Below are 21,781 nucleotides of genomic sequence, written 5' to 3'. Positions count from 1 at the left end.
TGCCGGTGCTGCTGTTCGCGCTCGTCTTCCTGTGGACGCCGCCGCATTTCTGGGCCTTGGCGCTGTTCGTGGAGACCGATTACGCCAATGCTGGCGTGCCGATGCTGCCGGTGGTGGCGGGAGAGGCGGCGACGCGGCGGCAGATCGGGCTTTATACCGTGCCGATGGCGATCGCCGCGATCGCGCCCTGGCCGCTCGGCCTCGCCGGGCCAGTCTATGGCGGTGTGACGCTGGCGATGACCACGGCCTTCGCCGCGCTGGTGTGGCGCGTCGCCACCCGCCGCCGCACCGAGGGCGACGCGATGAAGCCCGAGAAGCGGCTGTTCGCCTTTTCGATCCTGTACCTGTTCGTGATATTCGGCGCGCTCGTCGTCGACCGGTGGATATTCGCATGACCCCTGAGCAAGACCTGATCCGCCAGCGCCAGCGCAGCCGCTCGATCGTCACCGCGGTGCTGCTGGGGCTGTTCGTGGTGCTGGTGTTCGCCATCGCCATCGTGAAGATCCGCGAAGGCGTGGCGCACTGATGCGGATCGTCGCGGGCAAGGGGCGCACCGCGCTGCTAGCGGTGCTGGCGATCTGCGGCATGACCGGGCTCGCCTTCGCCAGCGTGCCGCTCTACCGTATGTTCTGCCAGGTGACCGGCCTGAACGGCACCACCAATCGCGGCAGCGCGGCGCCCGGCGCGGTGGACGCCAAGGTGGTGGTGCAGTTCGATGCGAACGTCGCGCCCAACCTGCCCTGGCGCTTCGGCCCGGAGCGTCCCGCCGATACGGTGGCGGTGGGCGCGCGCGACATGGCCTTCTTCAAGGCGACCAACACCTCGCCGCGCGAGATCACCGGCACCGCGACATTCAACGTGACGCCGGCGCAGGCGGGGAAATATTTCACCAAGATCGAATGCTTCTGCTTTACCCGCCAGACGCTGAAGCCGGGCGAGACGATGCGCATGCCGGTGATCTTCTTCGTCGATCCCGCGATCCGCGACGATCCCGACGCGCGCGACATCGAGACGATCACGCTGAGCTACACCTTCTTCGACGCCGATGCCCCGGACACCAGGGGGCGCGCGGCGCACGAGGGATGAGTCCTCCCTTCCCCGTTCGTCCTGAGGAGCCGCTGAGCGAAGCGAAGTGGCGTCTCGAAGGAGCGGGCTTGGCGATACGGCTGTGCTTCGAGACGTGCCGTCGCTACGCTCAGTCGCTCCTCAGCACGAACGGCGTGGAGTACCGAGACGTTTGACCGCGGCGAAAACGCCGGTAGAGCGTTGAGCCGATTCAGAAGAACAGGCAGGGACGGGGCGATGGCCGGCGCGAAGAACCACGACTACCATATTCTCCCGCCCGATCCCTGGCCGCTGATCTCCTCCTTCTCGGCGCTGGCGATGGCCTCGGGCGCGATCATGTGGATGCATGGCGCGCACAAGGGCGCGGAAAGCGCCAACGGCGGCGGCTGGCTGTTCCTGGCCGGCTTCGCGGCGGTGCTGTTCTCCATGTATTGCTGGTGGCGCAATGTCATCAAGGAGGGGAACCAGGGCGATCATACGCCGGTGGTGCAGCTCCATTTCCGCTATGGCATGATCCTGTTCATCGCCTCGGAGGTGATGTTCTTCGTCGGCTGGTTCTGGGCGTTCTTCGATTTCTCGCTCTTCCCCACCGCGATGAGCTTCGTCGACGGCCAGGTCGAGCGCGCGGCCGAGGGCGCCGCCGCGATCGCCGCGCAATGGCCGCCCAAGGGGCTGGAGGTGATCAACGCCTTCGAGCTGCCCCTACTGAACACGCTGATCCTGCTGACCAGCGGCACCACTGCCACCTGGGCGCACCATGCGCTGATCCACAACCAGCGTGGTGGCGAGAAGGCTGGACTGTGGGGCATGCTGGGCGTGGGCAACCGCGACGGCGTGCTCAAGGGCCTGTGGCTGACGGTGGTGCTGGGCGTGCTGTTCAGCGCGATCCAGGCCTATGAGTACATGCACGCGCCCTTCCCGTTCAAGGGGATCAACTATGGCGCGGCCTTCTTCATGGCCACCGGCTTCCACGGCTTCCACGTGCTGATCGGCACGATCTTCCTGATCGTCTGCCTGGTACGCGCCTACGGGGGCGCCTTCACGCCTCGCCAGCATTTCGGCTTCGAGGCGGCCGCCTGGTACTGGCACTTCGTCGACGTGGTGTGGCTGTTCCTGTTCGTCTCCGTCTACGTCTGGGGCGGCTGGGGCGCGCCGGTCCACGGTGGATAACGAGCATCATGCCCCGCGTCCGGTCGACGCGGGGCTGAAGGGCCTGTGCCCGCGCTGCGGCGCGCCCACGCTGTTCGACGGCTGGATCAGGTTCGCCGCACGCTGCCGCGCCTGTGGGCTGGATTTCGACCGGTTCAACGTCGGCGACGGCCCCGCCGCCTTCCTCACCCTGATCCTCGGCACGATCGTGACGATCGCGGCGGTGGCGCTGGAGCTAACGGTGGGCCCGCCGCTCTGGGTGCACATGCTGATCTGGACGCCGGTGACGCTGGCGGGCGTGCTCGGCTCGCTCCGCATCACCAAGGCGCTGCTGCTCGCGCTCGAATATCGCAACGCCGCCGAAGAGGCGCGGCTGCGCAAGTGAGGCGCGTGCCGGTCATCGCCACCGCCGTGGTCGCGCTGGCGGTCGCGGCGATGATCGCGCTGGGGCTGTGGCAGCTCACCGTCCGCTTGCCCGAGAAGCAGGCGTACATCGCGCAGCTGCGCGGCAACCCCGCACGGCCGCCGGTCGCCTTCCCGCGCGCGTCCGACGATTCGCTGCTGTTCCGCCGCACCTCCGCGATGTGCCTCCAGCCGGTGTCGATCACCCGTGCCGGCGCGGGCAAGGCGGGCTTTCGCCTGATCGCCGCCTGCCGCACCGGGGCGGAAGGGCCGGGCGTCAAGGTCCAGCTGGGCACCACCCGCGATCCGAACTTCACCACACGCTGGCCGGGCGGGCGGGTGACCGGCTGGATCAGCCACGCGCCCTCCTCGGCGCCGCTGATCGCCGGTCTGTTCGGCGGCGCCGGGCCGCAGGAGATGCTGCTGGTCGCCGACCGCCCCGCCCCCGGCCTTGCCGCCAACACCCAGCCGACCGCGGACCTCGTGCCCAACAACCACCTGTCCTATGCGGTGCAATGGTTCTTCTTCGCCGCCATCGCGCTGGTGATCTATGCGGTGGCGCTGCGCGCGCGGGTTCGGGCGCAAGCTTCGGGACGCGGCTGACGCGCGGATCGGCGAGGGTGCGGCCATGGCCTTCCGTATCTCCGCTTTGCCGCTGGCGCCCTTCGCGCCGCTGTTCTGCCTCGACGATGCCGGGCTCGCCGCGCGGGGCGCATGCCGGGTGGTCGCGGACCGGACGCCCGGCTTCCCCTGCCGCGTCAGCCTGGTCGATGCCGCGCCCGGCGAGCGGCTGATCCTGACGCACTGGCAGCACCAGCCCGCCGAGACGCCGTTCCGCGCCAGCCACGCGCTGTACGTGCGCGAGGACGCCGCACAGGCGCATCCCGCACCCGGCGAGGTCCCCGCCCTGCTCCGCCTGCGCACGCTGTCGCTGCGCGGCTTCGACGCGACCGGCATGCTCGTCGCCGCCGACCTTGCCGAGGGTCCGGCGCTGGAGCCCGCGCTGGAGGCGATGCTGGCCGCCGCGCCCGTCGCCTATGTCCACCTCCACTACGCCAAGCCCGGCTGCTACGCCGCGCGCGCCGACCGCGCCTGACTTGCCGCCCCGGCGGGGCGCCGCTACCCGCCATGCCACGATGCGCTACGTCAGCACCCGCGGGGCCGCCCCCGTTCTCGACTTCCGCGAGGCCACGCTCGCCGGCCTGGCGTCGGATGGCGGCCTCTACCTGCCCGAGGCATGGCCGACGCTGAGCCGCGAAGAGATCGCCGCACTCGCCGGCCTGTCCTATGTCGACACCGCGGTGGCGATCATCGCGCCGTTCGTGGGCGACACGCTGACCCGCGAGGAACTGCACGACCTGTGTACCCGCGCCTACGACCGCTTCGCGCATGCCGCGGTAACGCCCCTCGTTCAGCTCGACCACGACCAGTGGCTGCTGGAGCTGTTCCACGGGCCCACCCTGGCGTTCAAGGATGTCGCGCTCCAATTGCTCGGCCGGCTGTTCGAGCGGTTCCTCACCGGCAGCGACCGCCACCTCACCATCATCGGCGCGACCAGCGGCGACACCGGTTCGGCGGCGATCGACGCGGTCGCCGGGCGCGCGGGCATCGACATCTTCATGCTCCATCCCGAGGGCCGGGTATCGGAGGTGCAGCGCCGGCAGATGACCAGTGTAGCCGCCCCCAACGTCCACAACATCGCGATCCGCGGCGATTTCGACGAGGCGCAGGCGCTGGTGAAGGCGATGTTCAACGACCGCGCCTTTGCCGGCCGCTATGACCTGTCCGCGGTCAACTCGATCAATTGGGCGCGGCTGGTGGCGCAGGTGGTCTATTATTTCTACGCCGCGGTGCGGCTCGGCGCGCCCGATCGACCAGTGGCGTTCAGCGTGCCGACTGGGAACTTCGGGGACGTCTTCGCCGGCTATGTCGCCGCGAAGATGGGGCTGCCAATCGCGAAGCTGGTGGTCGCCACCAACGTCAACGACATCCTCGCCCGTGCGCTCGCCAGCGGCGACTATTCGTGCCGCGCGGTGGTGCCGACGCCGACGCCATCGATGGACATCCAGGTCTCCTCGAACTTCGAGCGGCTGCTGTTCGACCTTGGCGGACGCGACGGCACCGCGCTCGCCGCGCAGATGGCGGGCTTCGAATCGACCCGCGCGATGCGGCTGACCAACGCGCAGAGCGAGGGTGCCGCCGCGCTCTTCACTCCCGCCCGCGTCGACGTGGAGGCAATGATGGGGGCGATGCGCCACGCGCACGAAACCGCCGGCCAGGTGCTCGACCCGCACACCGCCATCGCCTTCGCCGCCGCCCGCGACCATGCCGGTAGCGTGCCGATGGTGACGCTGGCGACTGCGCATCCCGCCAAGTTCACCGATGCGGTGGAGCGTGCCACCGGCGTGCGCCCGGCGCTGCCACCGCGAGTCGGCGACCTCCACGAGCGCGAGGAGCGCTTCACCGTGCTCGACGCCACCTTCGAAGCGGTGACCGGCTATATCGCCGAGCGGGCGGTCCCGCGCGGCTGATGCAGCTCACCACCCTCGTCGGCGAACCCTGGCCGGATTACGGGCTGCTCGATTCGGGGAACGGCCGCAAGCTGGAGCGCTACGGCCGCTTCCGCTTCGTCCGACCCGAGGCGCAGGCGCTTTGGGCGCCCGCCCGCGACGACTGGCGGCCGCACGCCACCTTCGTGCCCGGCAGCGACGAGGACGGCGGCGGGCAGTGGCAGTACCACCAGCCGGTCCCGCGCGAAGGCTGGCCGCTCGCCTGGCACGAGGTGCGCTTCGCCGCGCAGACGACGCCGTTCCGCCATCTCGCCTTCTTTCCCGACATGGCGCCGGTCTGGGCGTGGATGCGCAGCCGGCTGGATGGGCTCGCCGCGCCCGAGGCGATGAACCTGTTCGGCTATACCGGCGTGGGCACGCTTGCGCTCGCCGCAACCGGCGCGCGGATGGTCCATGTCGACGCCTCCAAGAAGTCGGTCGAGGCGGCGCGCGGCAATGCGGCGCTGTCGGGCCTCGCCGATGCACCGGTGCGCTGGATGATCGACGACGCCGCCAAGTTCGCCGCACGCGAGGTGCGCCGCGGCCGCCGCTATGACGGCATCGTCCTCGATCCGCCCAAATACGGCCGCGGCCCGACCGGCGAGGTGTGGCGGCTGGAGGAGGACCTGCCCGGCCTGCTGGCCGACTGCCGCCGCCTGCTCGACGCCGAGTCGCGCTTCTGCTTCCTCACCGTCTATGCGGTGCGCATGTCCGCGCTGGCGATCGGCGAGCTGATGCGCCAGCTGTTCGCCGACCTGCCCGGCACCATCGAGGCGGGCGAGCTGGCTGTGCGCGAGGAAGCGCGCGGGCTGACGCTGCCAACCGCGATCTGGGCACGCTGGTCGCGCTGACGCTCTTCACGCCAATGCAGCGAGATCCGCTGGTCGGTTGATGTTCGCCAGCGGCGCATGCGGGATCGCTGTCGCCCCGATCGCTGCCGTCCAGGCGCGCATGGAGCGGTCCTCAGCTGCGTCCAGCCAGTCCGCCAGCGACCCGGCCAGCGCCACCGGCCACCGCCCCGCCACCGGCAATCCTTCGAGGACCGCCGCACCCGCCGCGCCGGCGAGCGTTCGCAAAAGCGAGTCGGGCACTTCGGGCGTGTCGCAGGGCAAGGTCACCACCGCCGCAAATCCGTGCGTCGCCGCATGCGCCAGCGCGCCCGCGATGCCGCCGAGCGGGCCCAAGCCGGCGCGCGGCCAGTCCGCCACCGCAACGAAGCCGTCGCGTGCGCCGCCCACGATCACCAGCGTGTCGACGACGGTCGTCAACCGATCGGCGACATGATCGATCAGCCGTTGCCCGCGCCAGCGCGCCAGCGCCTTGTCGCTGCCGAAACGCCGGGATTCCCCTCCCGCCAGGATCGCACCCAGGAGCCGCGGGTGCATCATGCGAGCAGATAGGAATCGGCGCGGGCGAGCGCGATCAGGTTGAGCCCCGCCGCCTTGGCGCGCTCCACCGCCAGCCCGGTGGGCGCGGAGATCGCCGCCAGCGTCGGACAGCACGCGAGCACCGCCTTCTCCACCATCTCGAACGACAGCCGCGAGGTGACCAAAGCGAAACCGCCGTCCCATTCCATCTCGCCACGCGCCATCGCGCCAACCAGTTTGTCGAGCGCGTTGTGGCGTCCGACATCCTCGCGCACCAGCCGGATCGCGCCATCGGCCGCACAGGCGGCGGCGGCGTGGACGGCGCCGGTGGCGCGCTGCACCGGCTGGTCCGTGGGCAGCGCGTCCAATGCGGCGAACACCGCTTCGGCCGCGGGCGGCGCGGCGGGTTCGAGCACCGGAAGCGGCCGTAGCGCCTGCTCCAGCGACTCGATCCCGCACAGCCCGCACGACGATTCGGACGTCCGGTGCCGCACCCGCTCGACGATTCGCGGTGCGCATCGATCGGAGAGTGTCAGCCGCAGCAGCACCCCGGCATCGACGCGATGCATGTCCATGTCGATCACGTCCGCGGCGGTATCCGCCAGCCGCTCGGCCAGCGCGAAACCGGTGGCCAGGTCGGCCAGGTCCGCGGCGCTCGCCATCAGCACCGCATAGCCGATGCCGTTCGCCTCGATGGCGATCGCGGTCTCATCGGCCAGTGCGCGTTCCACCCTCCCGACGCCGCCCTCACGGCCGATCCGTCCAAAGCGGATCATCTCTTTACCTCGACTTCAAAGGTCCGATCCGGCATCATTGGCAATCTTGCGGGAGGTTCCGATGGACGACTCGGTACAACCGTTCCGATTGTCGATCCCCGATAGCGCAATCGAGGATCTTTACGGCCGCCTCGACGCGACCCGCTGGCCCGAGCCGGCAACCGTGGACGATTGGAGCCAAGGTGTGCCGCTCGATGCCGCGCGGGAGCTGTGCCGCCATTGGCGCGAAGGCTACGACTGGCGCCGCTGCGAGGCGGAACTCAACCAACTGGGGCAGTTCCGCACCGAGATCGACGGCTGCGGCATCCACTTCGTGCACGTTCGCTCGCCAGAGCCGCACGCGCTGCCGCTGGTGATGACGCATGGCTGGCCGGGTTCGGTGATCGAGTTCCTTGACGTGATCGGCCCGCTCACAAATCCGCGCGCGCATGGCGGCGATCCGGGGGACGCGTTCCACGTCGTGGCGCCGTCGCTGCCCGGCTACGGCTTCTCGGACCGGCCGCGCGAGCGCTGGGGGGTACCGCGGATCGCCCGGGCGTGGATCACGCTGATGACGCGGCTCGGCTATCCCCGCTTCGTCGCGCAGGGCGGCGACTGGGGCTCGGCGGTGACCAATGCGATCGCGCTGACCGGGGCGCCGGAAGTGCTGGGCATCCACCTCAACATGGTGGTCGCGCTGCCCGATCCTGCCGATCTCGCCGATCTCACCGATGTGGAGAAGGCCGCGCTGGCCGACCTCGAACGCTACAGGCGCGACGGCAACGGTTATGCGATCGAACAGAGCACGCGGCCGCAGACCATCGGCTATGGCCTCGTCGATTCGCCCGCAGCGCAGGCGATGTGGATCTACGAGAAGTTCGCCGAATGGACCGACAGCGGCGGCACGCCCGAAACGGTGCTGTCGCGCGATCGGATGCTCGACAACATCATGCTCTACTGGCTGCCCGGCACCGGCGCCTCGTCGGCGCGGCTGTATTGGGAAAGCTTCCGCGATTTTTCCGCCGAGCCGGTGTCGCGGCCGGTGGCGTGCAGCATCTTCCCCAAGGAGCTGTTCCGCACCTCGCGGCGATGGGCGGAGCGCAAATACCCGCAGATCGTCCACTGGAACGAACTCGACCGCGGCGGACACTTCGCCGCGTTCGAGCAGCCGGCGCTGTTCGTGGAGGAAGTGCGCGCCGGCTTCCGGCCGATGCGCTAGTCCGTCCGTCAAAGATCCTCGTCGACCGCGTCGCCGTTGTCGCTGATCATATCGGTATCAACGGCGTCCATATCGCGAGCGTTGCGCCGCATGTTGCCGCGCGCGCCACCGCGCTTGCCGCGCTCATCGGGTGTCAACGTGCCGTCGTTGTTGGCATCGCGCCGGTCGAAGCGGGCAAGCATCCCCCGGCTCCATTCATCCTGCGAGATCGCGCCGTCGCCGCTGGTGTCGAGCCGGCGGACCATGCGCTGGGCACGGGCCTGCGGCAGTTCGTCAGCCGTCAGCTTATCGTCCTGGTTCCTGTCGAGCTTGCGGAAGCGGCGCTCCATGCGGCCGCCGTAGTCGGCGCGCGAGATCGACGCCTTGGGGGTGAAGCCCTCGCCTCGCCGTGCGCGGCGCTCGGCCCGCCGTTCGGCGCGGCTGTCTGCAGCGGGTGTTGCGGGCGAGACGGGCGTTGCCGCTGTTCCCGAATTGCTGGTGACCGCCGCATTCTCACGCGAGCAACCGGTCAGCGCTATCGCCCCGATCACCGCCACCATCGCCAGACCACGCATGCCCGTCTCCAGATCGTTACGCTTCCAGCTCAACGTCCCAATAAAGCCAATCGTGCCACGTCTCGTGCAGATAATTCGGCGGGAAGCTGCGGCCATGCTCCTGCAGCTGCCAGCTCGTGGGACGGATCGGCGCGACGTGCAGCGGCATCGCCGCCTGTTTGGGGGTGCGCCCGCCCTTCCTGAGGTTGCACGGCGCGCAGGCGGTGACGACATTCTCCCAGGTCGTCCGCCCGCCCTGCGCGCGCGGCACGACATGGTCGAAGGTCAGGTCGCGCGGGTGGCCGCAATATTGGCACGCGAAGCGGTCGCGCAGGAACAGGTTGAAGCGGGTGAAGGCGGGGAATTGCGACGGCCGCACATATTGCTTCAGCGCGATCACCGAGGGCAGGCGGAAGCTGTGGCTGGGGCTGCGCACCTCGCGCTCGTAATAGGAGACGATGTCGACCCGGTCGAGAAACACCGCCTTCACGGCGGTTTGCCAGGGCCAGATGCTCAGCGGATAATAGGAAAGTGGCGTGTAATCGGCATTGAGGACAAGACTGGGACAACTGTCCGGATGCCGCATTAGATCGGGATGAAACACATGCCCTCCCTATTGGCCCAAAGAACCCAAGCTACGCGCGCGCGATGTCGCCCAAGGCGATGACGGCATGATGACAAGCGCCGAATCACCCCGTCAAGTCCCGGGTGAAATCGTCACTCGTTTCGCGCCCAGCCCGACCGGGCGGCTGCACCTGGGTCACGCCGTCTCGGCGATCCGCGCGCATGATTTCGCGCGGGCGGACGGCGGCCGCTTCCTGCTGCGGATCGAGGATATCGACGGCACCCGCAGCCGGCCGGAGCATGTCGAGACGATCCTGGCCGACCTCGCCTGGCTGGGGCTGACGTGGGACGAGCTCAGCTTCCAGTCGCAACGCCTGGCACTCTACGAGGCGGCGCTTGCGGAGTTGCGCACCATCGGCCTGCTCTACCCTTGCTTCTGCACGCGCGCGGAGATCGCCGAGGCGATGACCGCGCCGCACGGTCCAGTCGCGGCCTATCCCGGCACCTGCCGCGGCCTCGACGCCGCGCACCGGCTGCACGAGCCGCATGCTTGGCGGCTCGACATGGCGCGGGCGGTCGCCCGGGCCGGGCCGCTCGCCTTCATCGATGGTGGCGAGGTGCATCCCGCTACGCCGCTCGTTCAGGGGGATGTGGTGCTCGCGCGTAAGGACGCACCCGCCAGCTACCACCTTGCGGTGACGGTGGACGATGCTGCGCAGGGCGTCACCGACGTGGTGCGGGGGCGCGACCTGTTCGAGGCGACCCACGTCCATCGCCTGCTCCAGGCTTTGCTCGGTCTGCCCACGCCCGCCTACCACCACCATGCGCTGCTCGCCGGGCCGGACGGCACCCGCCTCGCCAAGCGCCATGGCGCGCCGGCGCTGGCGGCGATGCGCGAAGCCGGGGAGGACGGGCGCGCGGTGGCGGATGCCCTGCGCGCCGGGTGCCTTCCGGCTGGATTTTCGACGGCGAACGCCTAGATTGCCCCCATGCAGACCTTTCTCGTCATCCTGCTGATCGCGGCGATGATCGCCACATTGGTCGCGCTGGTGCGCGGCGTCGTCACCTTCCTCCAGACCGCCAGCGCCGAAGCGCGCGGCACCGGCGGGCCGTCCGCCACCCAGCTCAAGTCCAACCGAATGATGCAGCAGCGCATCCTGTTCCAGGCGTTGGCGGTGATGGTGGTCGTGCTGCTGCTGTCCGCCGCCGGGCGGACGTGAGGCTTTCGGTACGATCTCCGTTTCCGTTCGTCCTGACTAGAGACTGAGCGAAGCAGCAGTATCACATGGTCAAGCTCAACAAGATCTACACCCGCACCGGTGACGACGGCACTACCGGACTGGTCGACGGCAGCCGCGTCTCTAAGGCGGATGCGCGTATGGCCGCGATCGGCGACGTCGATGAGGCGAACAGCGCGATCGGCCTCGCAATCACCGCACTCGACGGGGCGGAGCCCGCCGCCACGCTCCAGCGCATCCAGAACGACCTGTTCGATCTGGGCGCCGACCTCGCCACGCCGGGCGAGGATTTCGCCCCCGGCGAAATGACGCTCCGCATCGTCCCCGCCCAGGTCGCCTGGCTGGAGGCGGAGATCGACCGGCTCAACGCCGCGCTCGATCCGCTCACCAGCTTCATCCTGCCGGGCGGCGCGGCGGCGGCGCTGCACCTCGCCCGCGTCGTCTCGCGCCGGGCCGAGCGCACCGCGGTCGCCGCCGCGGCCGAGGTGCCGCTCAATCCCGAGGCGCTACGCTACCTCAACCGCCTGTCCGACCTTCTGTTCGTCGCCTGCCGCTTCGTGAACAAAAGCGCGGGCGGGGACGTTCTGTGGGTTCCGGGGGCCAATCGCTAACGTATATCAGCCTCCTGCCGGTCAGGAGACTTGCATGATCCCGCCCACCGCCATGGCCGATCGTAACGAGCATGCGCTCGCCGAGGGTTTCCACGCCGTCCGCGATCTGACTATTGCGCTTGCCGCGTCGCTCAGCGAGGCCGACGCCACCGTCCAGTCGATGGAGGATGCGTCCCCGGCCAAGTGGCACCTCGCGCACACCACCTGGTTCTTCGAAACCTTCGTGCTGCGCGACCATGTGCGCGGCTATCGGCTGCACGACGCGCGCTTCCCCTTCCTGTTCAACAGCTATTACGAAGCGGAAGGGCGCCGCCACGCCCGCGCGCGGCGCGGCATGATCACCCGCCCGACGCTGGACGAGGTGCGCACCTATCGCGCCCATGTCGACGAGGCGCTCGCCGCCGCGCTGCCCGGCCTGCCACCCGAAGTGCAGGCGCTGGTGGAGCTGGGCTGCCATCATGAGCAGCAGCACCAGGAACTGCTCGTCACCGACATCCTCCACCTCTTCTCGGAGAACCCCCTCGAACCGGCGCTGTGGCCCGCCGCATGCAAGGTGCCGGTGGCAATGCCTGGCCCGGTCGGCTGGATCGAGCAGGGCGAGGCGGTGGTCGAGATCGGCCATGACGGAGGCGGTTTCGCCTTCGACTGCGAGGGGCCGCGCCATCGCACCCTGCTGGCGCCGCACGCGCTCGCCGACCGTACCGTCACCAACGGCGAGTGGCAGGCGTTCATCGCCGACGGCGGCTATGCCAGTCCACGCTGGTGGCTGTCGGATGGCTGGGCCTGGGTCCAGCGCGAGGGCATCGAGGCACCGCTCTATTGGGAGCAGCGCGACAGCGCCTGGACGCGCTTCGGGCTCGACGGCCGGCGCGCGCTCGATCCCGCCGCGCCGGTGACCCATGTCAGCTTCTACGAGGCCGACGCCTATGCCGCCTGGGCCGGCGCGCGCTTGCCCACGGAAGCGGAATGGGAGGCGGCCGCCGCCGCGCACGATCCCACCGGCGGCAACCAGATGGATATCGCCGGCCCGGTCGAGCCGCGTCCGTCCCCGAGCGGTCCGGCCTTCTTCGGCGACGTCTGGGAATGGACCGGCAGCGCCTATCGCCCTTACCCCGGCTTCCATGCCGCCGAAGGCGCGGTGGGCGAGTATAACGGCAAGTTCATGAACGGGCAGTTCGTGCTACGCGGCGGCAGTTGCGCCACCCCGCGCGGCCATGTCCGCCCCAGCTACCGCAACTTCTTCTATCCTCACCAGCGCTGGCAGTTCACCGGCGTGCGGCTCGCCAAGGATCTCTGAATGTTCAAAGTCGAGATCGAGGACGGCGAGAGCCGCCTTGCCGACCCGCGCTTCCGCGCCGACGTGCTCGCTGGTCTCGCCCGTCGCCCGCGCGCGATCCCGGCACGCTGGTTCTACGACCATCGCGGCTCCGAGCTGTTCGAGGCGATCACCGACCTGCCCGAATATTACCCCACCCGCACCGAGACCGCGCTGCTCCACACCGTCTGCCCCGAGCTGACCGGGCACATCGGCGCGGGCCGCGCGGTGGTGGAGTTCGGCTCGGGCTCCTCCACCAAAACCCCGATCCTGCTCGGCTGCATCGGGCCCAGCGCGTATGTGCCGATCGATATCTCGGGCGACTTCCTGCGGGAATCCTCGCGAACGCTCCAGGCGCGCTTCCCCGACCTGCCCGTCCATCCGTTCGAGGCGGATTTCACCCAGCCGCTCAGCTTGCCCGCCGCGATCGGCGACGCCCCGCGGCTCGGCTTCTTCCCCGGCTCCACCATCGGCAATCTCACCCCCTATGTCGCCGCGGACCTGCTGCGCGCGATGCGCGGCTCGCTGGGGGATGGCGCGCTGCTACTGATCGGCATGGACCGGGTGAAGCCGCTCGATATGCTGATCCCCGCCTATGACGATGCCACTGGCGTCACCGCCGCGTTCAACCTGAACCTGCTCGCCCGGATCAACCGCGAACTCGCCGGCACCATCCCGCTTGACGCCTTCCGCCACCGCGCGATCTGGAACGACGCGCGCGCGCGGATCGAGATGCACCTGGAGGCGACCCGCGACGCCGCCTTCACCGTCGCCGGGCAGGACTTCGCCATCGCCGCGGGCGATACGATCCACACCGAGAACAGCCACAAATACGGCCCCCGCGACGCGCGCATCCTGCTGCGCGCGGGCGGGTGGACGCCGATTGCGGAATGGACCGACCCCGACGATGCCTTCGCGCTGATCCTCGCCGAAGCCCAGCCGATCCGGATGGCGCCCTAGCGCGCCACCGACTAGCACCGCGCTCCGGAGCCGCTATGGCCGCGCCAGACCATAGGAGATCGAGATGCAGATCGGTGTGATCGGTGCGGGGCAGATGGGCGCGGGGATCGCGCAGGTGTCGGCGCAGGCAGGCTTCCAGGTGTTCCTGAGCGACGTGGATCTTGCGCGCGCCGAGGCGGGTAAGGTCGGCATCGCCAAGCAGCTCGCCCGCGCGGTGGACAAGGGCAAACTGGACGAGGCGGCGCGTGACACCGCGCTCGCCAACATCGCGCCGGTCGGCGAGGTCGAGGCGATGGCGCCCGCCGCATTGGTGATCGAGGCGGCGACCGAGCGCGAGGAGATCAAGCGCGCGATCTTCGGCCGTGTCGGCAAGGTGCTGGGCGCGGAGGCGATCCTCGCCAGCAACACCTCCTCCATTCCGATCACTCGGCTCGCCCAGGCGGCGCCCGACCCGGCGCGCTTCATCGGCGTGCACTTCTTCAATCCGGTGCCGGTGATGGGCCTGATCGAGGTGATCCGCGGCCTGGCCACCTCAGCCGAAACGGTCGCAGCGGTCGAGCGCTACGCCCAGGCGCTTAACAAGCGGGTGGTGCACGCCAACGACGCACCCGGCTTCATCGTCAACCGCGTGCTGATGCCGATGCTCAACGAGGCGTGCTTCGCGCTGGGCGAGGGCGTCGCCACCATCGCGGACATCGACGCCGCCTGCCAGCTCGGCCTCAACCACCCGATGGGCCCGCTGACGCTCGCCGATTTCATCGGCCTCGACACCTGCCTGGAGATCACCCGCGTGCTGTTCGAGGGCACCGGCGATCCCAAGTTCCGGCCCGCGCCTTTGCTTGTCAAATATGTCGAAGCAGGCTGGTATGGCCGCAAGGCCGGTCGCGGCTTCTACGATTATCGGGGTGAGGTGCCGACGCCCACCCGCTAAGGGGAGGAAAAGCATGCCCGATTTCCGGATGATCGAAGGCGACATGCCGATTCGGGCCGCCGTCGAGGGTGATGGCCCCCTGATCATCATGGTCCACGGCTTTCCGGAAAGCTGGTATAGCTGGCGCCACCAGATCGGTCCGGTCGCGGCAGCGGGCTTCACCGCCGCTGCGATCGACGTGCGCGGCTATGGCGGCTCGGGCAAGCCGCACCCGGTCGAGGCCTATGCGATGCAGCATATTGTCGACGATCTGGTCCGCGTCGCCGATGCGCTTCGCCCCGGCGAACCCGCGATCCTGGTGGGGCATGACTGGGGCGCGCCGATCGTGTGGAGTTCGGCGATGACCCGGCCCGATCGCTTCCGCGCGGTCGCCGCGTTGTCGGTGCCGCACCTGGGGGTGCCTGCTCGGCCGCTGACCGAATGGTTCACCGAGCATTTCACCAACAAGAACAAGTTCTTCTACCAAGCCTATTTCCAGCAGGAGGGCGTGGCGGAAACGGAGCTGGAGGCGGACGTGCGCGGCTTCCTGCTGCGCATGCTCTACGGCATCTCGGGCGACGCACCGGAAGGTACCTGGCCCAACAAGACGGCCGATGCCAGGCTGCTGGACGGCATGCCGCTGCCGCCCCGGCCCTTGCCCTGGCTCAGCGAGGCGGACCTCGACTATTTCACCGCCGAGTTCGAGGGCTCGGGGCTACGCGGCCCGCTCAACCGCTACCGCAATCACGAGCGGGACTGGGCCTGGTTCCAGCAGTTCAAAGGCCGCACCATCGACCAGCCGGCCTTGTTCATCGGCGGCACCAAGGACCCGGCAAGCACCCTGTTCGGCGCGCTCCAGGATCCGGTCGCGGCGATGCGGCCGCATGTACCGAACGTAGAGGGTCACATGCTGGAGGGCTGCGGCCACTGGACCCAGCAGGAGCGGCCCGAGGCGGTCAACCGCCTGCTGCTGGAGTGGCTGGCGCGGGTAAACGGCTGACCGGGCGGTGTGCTCCCGCGAAGACGGGAGCCAAAACTGGGTCCCCGCCTTCGCGGGGACACACCCACCGAGCCTAGCCCCTACCGCCCGATCGCGCTGTAGCTGAACCCCGCCCGCTCGGCTTCCTCGCGGTCGTACACGTTGCGCAGGTCCACCAGCCGCGGTGCGGTGAGCAGGCCGGCTAGGCGCTTGAGGTCGAGCGCGCGGAAGGCATCCCATTCGGTGACGATCGCCACCGCATCGGCGCCGGTCGCCGCCTCATAGGCGTCCTCGCAATAGACCACGTCGGGCATCATCGTCTTGGCGATCGCCATCCCCTCGGGGTCATAGGCGCGCACGGTGATGCCGCAGTCCTGCAGGCTCTGGACGATGGCGAGCGAAGGCGCGTCGCGCATGTCGTCGGTGTTGGGCTTGAAGGTGAGGCCGAGCAGCGCGACCGTCTTGCCGCGGGCGTCGTCGCCGCCGCCCAGCGCCGCGACGACCTTGCGGCCCATCGCCCGCTTGCGCGCGTCGTTCACCTTCACCACCGCCTCGACGATGCGGACCGGGCTCTCGTAATCCTCGGCGGTCTTGAGCAGCGCCAGCGTGTCCTTGGGGAAGCACGACCCGCCATAGCCGGGACCGGCATGGAGGAACTTGCGGCCGATGCGGTTGTCGAGGCCGATGCCGCGGGACACGTCCTTCACGTCCGCACCCACCGCCTCGCACAGGTCGGCGATCTCGTTGATGAAGGTTATCTTGGTCGCCAGGAAGGCGTTGGCGGCGTATTTCGTCAGCTCGGCGGTGCGGCGGCCGGTGTAGAGGATCGGGCTCTCGCCGATATACAACGGCCGGTAGATCTCGTGCATCACCGTGCGGGCGCGCGCGTCGTCGGTACCGATGACGATGCGATCGGGGCGCTTGAAATCGCTGATCGCCGCGCCCTCGCGCAGGAACTCGGGGTTGGAGACGACCGCGAAATCGATGTCCGGACGGGTCTCGCGCAGGATCGCCTCGACGCGATCGCCGGTGCCCACCGGCACGGTCGACTTGGTCACCACCACCAGCGGGCCGGTGGCGGCGCGCGCCACTTCCTCGGTCGCGGCGAAGACATAGGACAGGTCCGCGTGCCCGTCGCCGCGGCGCGAGGGCGTGCCCACTGCGATGAACACCGCATCGGCGCCCTTGACGCCCTCGGCCAGATCGGTGGTGAAGGTCAGTCGACCCGCGGCGACATTGCCGGCGACGAGCTGGTCCAGGCCGGGCTCGTAGATCGGCATGCGCCCGGCGCGCAGCGCCTCGATCTTGCTGGCATCCTTGTCGACGCAGGTCACGTCATGCCCAAAATCCGCGAAGCAGGCGCCCGAGACGAGGCCGACATAGCCCGAACCGATCATGGTGATGCGCATGGAAGCCCCTTTTCCGTCTGGCCCGCCCGGCGGGCTCTCGCGCTGCGCGCTATCGTCCGGCCCGGCTCATGTCCATGCCGCCGGTCCGTCAAATTGTGCAGTTGCGAGACTCTGACGCCTCAGCCGTTGTCGCGGCGGCCGAACAGCGCTTCCTCGTCGCTAAGCTGCTCCTGCCCGGCGGTCTCCGCCTCGCGCGCCGCCGCCTCGCGCTCGGCGCGCAGCTGCTCGATCAGCGCCTCGCGATGGCCATCCAAACGATGGTCGGTCGGCGCCGCCTCGATGCCGGCCGCCTTGGCCGCCTTGGCCACCGCCGCATCCAGCTCGCGCTGTGTGGTCAGGCCCAGGGTCACCGGATCCTTCGGCGTGATGTTCGCCATGTTCCAGTGGGTGCGGTCGCGGATCGCGGCGATGGTGGTCCTCGTCGTACCGATAAGATTGCCGATCGCGCCATCCGAGATCTCCGGGTGGTTGCGGATGATCCAGGCGATACCATCGGGCTTGTCCTGCCGCTTGGATACGGGCGTGTAGCGGGGGCCCTTGGTGCGACGGACCTGCTCGGGGCCCTTGGTCATCTGGAGGCGATAGGCGGGGTTGGCCTGACCCTTGTCGATCTCCTCCTGGGTCAGCTCGTGCGCGCGCACCGGATCGCGGCCGGTCAGCTTGGTCGCGGCGGTGTCGTCGGCGATCGCCTGCACCTCCAGGATGTGGAGCCCGCAGAAGTCGGCGATCTGGTCGAACGAGAGCGAGGTGTTGTCGACCAGCCAAGAAGCGGTCGCATGCGGCATCAGCGGCTGGGCCACGGCAAACTCCGGAAATGAAAAGGGCCGCCCCTTCGCGGAGCGGCCACCCGTGCTGCCGGCCGATCTAATACACTGGTGCGGCAAGGGCAAGGCTGCCCGTGCGACGAAGCGGCGGCGCCATTCAGCGCGCGGGGATTCAGACCAGCGTCAGCACAATCTTGCCGACATGGTCGCCCGCCTCCATCCGCCGGTGCGCCTCCGCGGCGTCCGCCAGCGTGTACGTCCGGTCGATCACCGGCTTGAGCCGTCCGGCCTCGACATGCGGCCACACCTGCTGAGCCAGTTCGTCGGCGACCAGGCTCTTGAACGCGCTGTCGCGCGCGCGCAGCGTCGAGCCGGTCAGCGTCAGGCGACGGCGCATGATCTCGAAGATCGGCACCTCCGCCTTCGCGCCGCGCTGCACCGCGATCGAGACGTGGCGTCCGTCGTCGGCGAGGCACTGGAGGTTGCGCGGCAGGTAATCGCCGCCGACCATGTCGAGCACCGCCGCGACGCCCTTGCCGCCGGTGATCTCCTTCACGCGCGCGACGAAATCCTCGGCATTGTAGTTGATCGCATGGCTCGCGCCGAGCGCGCGCGCCGCTTCGCATTTGGCGTCCGATCCGGCAGTGACGATGATGGTCAGCCCGAAGATGCGCGCGAGCGCGATCGCGGTGGTGCCGATCCCGCTCGTCCCGCCATGGACCAGCACCATATCGCCTTCCACCGCAAAGGCGCGCTCGAACAGGTTAGTCCACACCGTGAACAGGGTTTCGGGGATCGCCGCCGCCTCGGCCATGGAGAGCGCCTCGGGCACCGGCAGGCACTGGCCCGCAGGCGCGACGCAATATTCGGCATAGCCGCCGCCCGCGACCAGGGCGCACATCGGCTGGCCCATCAGTTCGGGGCCGACACCCTCGCCTAGCGCCACCACGGTGCCCGCCACTTCCAACCCCAAGATGGACGGCGCACCCGGCGGCGGTGGATACAGGCCGCGGCGCTGCATCACGTCCGGCCGGTTGACGCCGGCTGCCGCAACCTTGAGCAGCACCTCACCCGCACCCGGCTGCGGCACCGGGCGATCCATCACCACCAGCACCTCGGGTCCCCCCGCGTCCTCCGGATCGATCGCGCGCATCATGGTCGGCAGCTCGGTCACCCACGCCCCCCCTTTCGTCAGGAAAACCGCGCCGGCTTATTGACTTCGCTCCTCCTGCGGTCAACGTTCGACGGCGTGGACCTCGACGAGATTCTCGGTCCCCGTCCGGGTGACCCGCTCGCGAGCCTGCTCGCGGAAGACCTCGACCGCCTGTCGGTTTCCGAGCTGGAGGCCCGCGTCGCAGCGCTCGAGGGCGAGATCGCGCGCTGCCGGCGCAAGATCGACGGCGCGGTTAATCATCGCGCAAGCGCCGACGCGCTATTCAGGCGATGAACGCTGGCGCACCGGCCCAGCTTGCCCGCCGCCGGTGCGACGCCCCAGCGCTTGATGCGGGGCACCCCAACCCCGACATTGGATTGGAAGGAGCGCGCCCCCACGCGGTCCTGCACGGAGTAATCTGAATGCCTTCCTTTGCCAGCGCCCTCGAATCTACGCTGCACAAGGCGCTCGAGGCCGCTTCCTCGCGCCGGCACGAATATGCGACGCTCGAACATCTGCTGCTCGCGCTCGTCGACGACGAGCATGCCTCCAAGGTGATGCAGGCCTGCGGCGTCGAGCTGGGCGAGATCAAGACCACCGTCGCGCATTACCTCGATACCGAGCTCGACGCGCTGCGCGTCGATGGCGCGACCGATCCCTCGCCGACCAGCGGCTTTCAGCGGGTCGTCCAGCGTGCCATCCTTCACGTCCAGAGTTCGGGCCGCGACGAGGTGACCGGCGCCAATGTCCTGGTCGCCTTGTTCTCCGAACGCGAGAGCTACGCAGTCTATTTCCTCCAGCAACAGGACATGAGCCGCCTCGACGCCGTAAGCTTCATCAGCCACGGCGTCGGCAAGGGCGTCGCCGCGCCTGAGGCCGCCACCCCCAAAGGGGCCGAGGAGAAGGAGGAGAAGAAGCCGGAGAAGGGCAAGGGCGAAAGCGCGCTCAAGCAGTTCACCGTCGATCTCAACGAGAAGGCCAAGAACGGCAAGGTCGATCCGCTGATCGGGCGCGGGCCGGAGGTGGACCGCACCGTCCAGATCCTCTGCCGGCGTTCCAAGAACAATCCGCTCTATGTAGGCGATCCCGGCGTCGGCAAAACCGCGATCGCCGAGGGCCTCGCGCGCAAGATCGTCGAGGGCGACGTGCCCGAGGTGCTGCTCCCCGCCGTCATCTACTCGCTCGACATGGGCGCCTTGCTCGCCGGCACCCGCTATCGCGGCGACTTCGAGGAGCGGCTGAAGCAGGTCGTCTCCGAGCTCGAGAAGCTGCCCCACGCGGTGCTGTTCATCGACGAGATCCACACGGTGATCGGCGCCGGCGCGACCAGCGGCGGCGCGATGGACGCGTCCAACCTGCTCAAGCCGGCGCTGTCGGGCGGCACCATTCGCTGCATCGGCTCGACCACCTACAAGGAGTTCCGCAACCACTTCGAGAAGGATCGCGCGCTGCTGCGCCGCTTTCAGAAGATCGACGTCAACGAGCCGACCATCGAGGACACGATCAAGATCCTCGCCGGCCTGCGCTCGGCGTTCGAGCAGCACCATGACGTGAAATATACCCCCGACGCGATCAAGTCGGCGGTGGAACTCAGCGCGCGCTACATCAACGACCGCAAGCTGCCCGACAAGGCGATCGACGTGATCGACGAGGTCGGCGCGATGCAGATGCTGGTGGCGCCCTCCAAGCGCAAGCGCACGATCACGCCCAAGGAGATCGAGGCAGTGATCGCCACCATGGCGCGCATCCCGCCGAAGTCGGTCTCGACCGACGACAAGGCGCAGCTCGCCACGCTCGAGACCGACCTCAAGCGCGTCGTCTTCGGCCAAAACGCCGCGATCGAGAAGCTGTCGTCGGCGATCAAGCTCGCCCGCGCCGGCCTGCGCGAGCCCGAGAAGCCGATCGGCAACTATCTGTTCACCGGCCCCACCGGCGTCGGCAAGACCGAGGTGGCGAAGCAGCTCGCCTCGATCCTCGGCATCCCGCTCCAGCGCTTCGACATGTCCGAATATATGGAACGCCACAGCGTCTCGCGGCTGATCGGCGCGCCTCCCGGCTATGTCGGCTTCGACCAGGGCGGGTTACTGACCGACGCGGTCGACCAGAACCCGCATTGCGTCCTCCTCCTCGACGAGATCGAGAAGGCGCATCCGGACCTGTTCAACATCCTGCTCCAGGTGATGGACAACGGCCGGCTCACCGACCAGCACGGCAAGACCGTCGACTTCCGCAACGTCATCCTGATCATGACGACCAACGCGGGCGCGTCCGACATGGCGCGCGAGACGCTCGGCTTCGGCCAGCTCAGCCGCGAGGGCGAGGACGAGCAGGCGGTGCAGAAGCTGTTCACGCCCGAGTTCCGCAACCGGCTCGATGCGATCGTCCCGTTCGGCTATCTGCCGACCGAAGTCGTGGCGCGGGTGGTGGACAAGTTCATCCTCCAGCTCGAACTCCAGCTGGCGGACCGCGACGTGCACATCAAGCTCGACGACGACAGCCGCAAGTGGCTGACCGACAAAGGCTACGACAAGCTTTACGGCGCGCGTCCGATGGGCCGTCTGATCCAGGAGAAGATCAAGCAACCGCTCGCGGAGGAACTGCTGTTCGGCAAGCTCGTCCACGGCGGTGAAGTGACCGTGCGGCTCAAGGACAATGCGCTGGCGTTCGAGATCGAGCCCGCCGCTCCGAAGAAGCCAAAGCGCAAGGGCGGCAAAGCCAAGGTCGCGGCGGACTAAGGGCCGCACCGTTACGATGAACGAAAGGCTTTCGGCTTCGGCCGGGCGCCTTTTTGCTTCAGAGCCTGGGCTGGCCCGCCGCATAGGTGGGCTCCAACGCGGCG

General features: G+C 68.9%; 26 protein-coding genes. 19 read left to right on the top strand and 7 right to left on the bottom strand.

What is annotated here, in order from left to right; translation table 11 throughout:
* The 9 genes from ACFDTH_RS03990 to ACFDTH_RS03950 form a co-directional block, all read left to right on the top strand.
* A partial coding sequence (locus ACFDTH_RS03990) for a UbiA family prenyltransferase (protein WP_375286210.1) occupies positions 1-395 on the top strand: 395 nt, incomplete at its 5' end.
* Positions 392-526 (top strand): hypothetical protein, encoded by a 135-nt coding sequence (locus ACFDTH_RS03985; protein WP_375286209.1) that lies wholly within the window; start codon positions 392-394, stop codon positions 524-526. The genes ACFDTH_RS03990 and ACFDTH_RS03985, both read left to right, overlap by 4 nt.
* Positions 526-1,086 carry a cytochrome c oxidase assembly protein gene (locus ACFDTH_RS03980; RefSeq protein ID WP_375286208.1) on the top strand — a complete coding sequence of 187 codons (561 nt, stop codon included), beginning with the start codon at positions 526-528 and terminating at the stop codon, positions 1,084-1,086. Before ACFDTH_RS03985 ends, ACFDTH_RS03980 begins: the two co-directional genes overlap by 1 nt.
* A 216-nt stretch (positions 1,087-1,302) precedes the next feature.
* On the top strand, positions 1,303-2,235 hold the full coding sequence (locus tag ACFDTH_RS03975) for a cytochrome c oxidase subunit 3 (RefSeq protein ID WP_375286207.1): 933 nt from the start codon (positions 1,303-1,305) through the stop codon (positions 2,233-2,235).
* Positions 2,228-2,599, top strand: a complete 372-nt coding sequence (locus ACFDTH_RS03970) for a DUF983 domain-containing protein (protein WP_375286206.1) — start codon at positions 2,228-2,230, stop codon at positions 2,597-2,599. Before ACFDTH_RS03975 ends, ACFDTH_RS03970 begins: the two co-directional genes overlap by 8 nt.
* 5 nt (positions 2,600-2,604) lie before the next feature.
* Positions 2,605-3,219, top strand: a complete 615-nt coding sequence (locus ACFDTH_RS03965) for an SURF1 family cytochrome oxidase biogenesis protein (protein ID WP_375286205.1) — start codon at positions 2,605-2,607, stop codon at positions 3,217-3,219.
* 25 nt (positions 3,220-3,244) lie between these two features.
* A complete protein-coding gene (locus ACFDTH_RS03960) occupies positions 3,245-3,712 on the top strand; it encodes a DUF1203 domain-containing protein (protein ID WP_375286204.1) in 468 nt (155 codons plus the stop codon).
* Between the two features lie 40 nt (positions 3,713-3,752).
* Positions 3,753-5,147 carry a threonine synthase gene (thrC, locus tag ACFDTH_RS03955; RefSeq protein WP_375286203.1) on the top strand — a complete coding sequence of 465 codons (1,395 nt, stop codon included), beginning with the start codon at positions 3,753-3,755 and terminating at the stop codon, positions 5,145-5,147.
* Positions 5,147-6,016, top strand: coding sequence for a class I SAM-dependent methyltransferase (locus ACFDTH_RS03950; RefSeq protein ID WP_375286202.1), 870 nt, complete (start codon positions 5,147-5,149; stop codon positions 6,014-6,016). The genes thrC and ACFDTH_RS03950 overlap by 1 nt, the downstream gene beginning before the upstream one ends.
* Before the next feature lie 6 nt (positions 6,017-6,022).
* On the opposite strand, the gene ACFDTH_RS03945 is transcribed toward ACFDTH_RS03950, so the two are convergent.
* Together ACFDTH_RS03945 and fdhD are read right to left on the bottom strand one after the other, a co-directional pair.
* A complete protein-coding gene (locus ACFDTH_RS03945) occupies positions 6,023-6,550 on the bottom strand; it encodes a molybdenum cofactor guanylyltransferase (protein ID WP_375286201.1) in 528 nt (175 codons plus the stop codon).
* Positions 6,550-7,308, bottom strand: coding sequence for a formate dehydrogenase accessory sulfurtransferase FdhD (gene fdhD, locus ACFDTH_RS03940; protein WP_375286200.1), 759 nt, complete (start codon positions 7,306-7,308; stop codon positions 6,550-6,552). Before fdhD ends, ACFDTH_RS03945 begins: the two co-directional genes overlap by 1 nt.
* A gap of 61 nt (positions 7,309-7,369) precedes the next feature.
* Here fdhD and ACFDTH_RS03935 point away from each other — a divergent pair, with 61 nt between their 5' ends.
* The gene (locus ACFDTH_RS03935) at positions 7,370-8,506 is read left to right on the top strand and encodes an epoxide hydrolase family protein (protein ID WP_375286199.1); all 1,137 of its coding nucleotides are present in this window, start codon (positions 7,370-7,372) and stop codon (positions 8,504-8,506) included.
* An 8-nt stretch (positions 8,507-8,514) separates the two neighbouring features.
* On the opposite strand, the gene ACFDTH_RS03930 is transcribed toward ACFDTH_RS03935, so the two are convergent.
* Together ACFDTH_RS03930 and ACFDTH_RS03925 are read right to left on the bottom strand one after the other, a co-directional pair.
* Complete coding sequence (locus tag ACFDTH_RS03930) at positions 8,515-9,156, bottom strand: EF-hand domain-containing protein (RefSeq protein ID WP_375286198.1); 642 nt, start codon at positions 9,154-9,156, stop codon at positions 8,515-8,517.
* Positions 9,077-9,643 carry an HNH endonuclease gene (locus ACFDTH_RS03925; protein WP_375286197.1) on the bottom strand — a complete coding sequence of 189 codons (567 nt, stop codon included), beginning with the start codon at positions 9,641-9,643 and terminating at the stop codon, positions 9,077-9,079. Before ACFDTH_RS03925 ends, ACFDTH_RS03930 begins: the two co-directional genes overlap by 80 nt.
* Positions 9,644-9,710: 67 nt before the next feature.
* Between ACFDTH_RS03925 and gluQRS the strand changes: the two genes are divergently transcribed.
* The 7 genes from gluQRS (at position 9,711) to ACFDTH_RS03890 (ending at position 15,637) form a co-directional block, all read left to right on the top strand.
* Entirely contained in the window at positions 9,711-10,583 is an 873-nt protein-coding gene (gene gluQRS, locus ACFDTH_RS03920; protein WP_375286196.1) for a tRNA glutamyl-Q(34) synthetase GluQRS, read from the top strand.
* Positions 10,584-10,592: 9 nt separating this feature from the next.
* Positions 10,593-10,823 (top strand): twin transmembrane helix small protein, encoded by a 231-nt coding sequence (locus tag ACFDTH_RS03915; protein ID WP_375286195.1) that lies wholly within the window; start codon positions 10,593-10,595, stop codon positions 10,821-10,823.
* Between the two features lie 65 nt (positions 10,824-10,888).
* Positions 10,889-11,452, top strand: a complete 564-nt coding sequence (locus ACFDTH_RS03910) for a cob(I)yrinic acid a,c-diamide adenosyltransferase (protein ID WP_375286194.1) — start codon at positions 10,889-10,891, stop codon at positions 11,450-11,452.
* Between the two features lie 52 nt (positions 11,453-11,504).
* Positions 11,505-12,749, top strand: a complete 1,245-nt coding sequence (gene egtB, locus ACFDTH_RS03905; protein WP_375286214.1) for an ergothioneine biosynthesis protein EgtB — start codon at positions 11,505-11,507, stop codon at positions 12,747-12,749.
* Positions 12,750-13,727, top strand: a complete 978-nt coding sequence (gene egtD, locus ACFDTH_RS03900) for an L-histidine N(alpha)-methyltransferase (protein WP_375286193.1) — start codon at positions 12,750-12,752, stop codon at positions 13,725-13,727.
* A 64-nt stretch (positions 13,728-13,791) separates the two neighbouring features.
* Entirely contained in the window at positions 13,792-14,658 is an 867-nt protein-coding gene (locus ACFDTH_RS03895; protein ID WP_375286192.1) for a 3-hydroxyacyl-CoA dehydrogenase NAD-binding domain-containing protein, read from the top strand.
* Between the two features lie 13 nt (positions 14,659-14,671).
* Positions 14,672-15,637 carry an alpha/beta fold hydrolase gene (locus tag ACFDTH_RS03890; protein WP_375286191.1) on the top strand — a complete coding sequence of 322 codons (966 nt, stop codon included), beginning with the start codon at positions 14,672-14,674 and terminating at the stop codon, positions 15,635-15,637.
* An 80-nt stretch (positions 15,638-15,717) separates the two neighbouring features.
* On the opposite strand, the gene ACFDTH_RS03885 is transcribed toward ACFDTH_RS03890, so the two are convergent.
* From ACFDTH_RS03885 to ACFDTH_RS03875, 3 genes are all read right to left on the bottom strand, one after another.
* A complete protein-coding gene (locus ACFDTH_RS03885) occupies positions 15,718-17,025 on the bottom strand; it encodes a UDP-glucose dehydrogenase family protein (protein WP_375286190.1) in 1,308 nt (435 codons plus the stop codon).
* Positions 17,026-17,144: 119 nt separating this feature from the next.
* Positions 17,145-17,825, bottom strand: a complete 681-nt coding sequence (locus ACFDTH_RS03880; protein ID WP_375286189.1) for a cell cycle transcriptional regulator TrcR — start codon at positions 17,823-17,825, stop codon at positions 17,145-17,147.
* A 136-nt stretch (positions 17,826-17,961) separates the two neighbouring features.
* Positions 17,962-18,942, bottom strand: a complete 981-nt coding sequence (locus tag ACFDTH_RS03875) for an NAD(P)H-quinone oxidoreductase (protein WP_375286213.1) — start codon at positions 18,940-18,942, stop codon at positions 17,962-17,964.
* 96 nt (positions 18,943-19,038) lie between these two features.
* Here ACFDTH_RS03875 and ACFDTH_RS03870 point away from each other — a divergent pair, with 96 nt between their 5' ends.
* Together ACFDTH_RS03870 and clpA are read left to right on the top strand one after the other, a co-directional pair.
* On the top strand, positions 19,039-19,236 hold the full coding sequence (locus ACFDTH_RS03870; protein ID WP_375286188.1) for a DUF1192 domain-containing protein: 198 nt from the start codon (positions 19,039-19,041) through the stop codon (positions 19,234-19,236).
* Between the two features lie 128 nt (positions 19,237-19,364).
* A complete protein-coding gene (gene clpA / locus ACFDTH_RS03865) occupies positions 19,365-21,677 on the top strand; it encodes an ATP-dependent Clp protease ATP-binding subunit ClpA (RefSeq protein ID WP_375286187.1) in 2,313 nt (770 codons plus the stop codon).
* The last annotated feature ends 104 nt before the right edge of the window (positions 21,678-21,781 follow it).

It is taken from the genome of Sphingomonas sp. (genome assembly GCF_042096255.1).
Classification (GTDB): domain Bacteria; phylum Pseudomonadota; class Alphaproteobacteria; order Sphingomonadales; family Sphingomonadaceae; genus Sphingomonas.
This window is presented reverse-complemented; position numbering and strand designations above follow the sequence as displayed.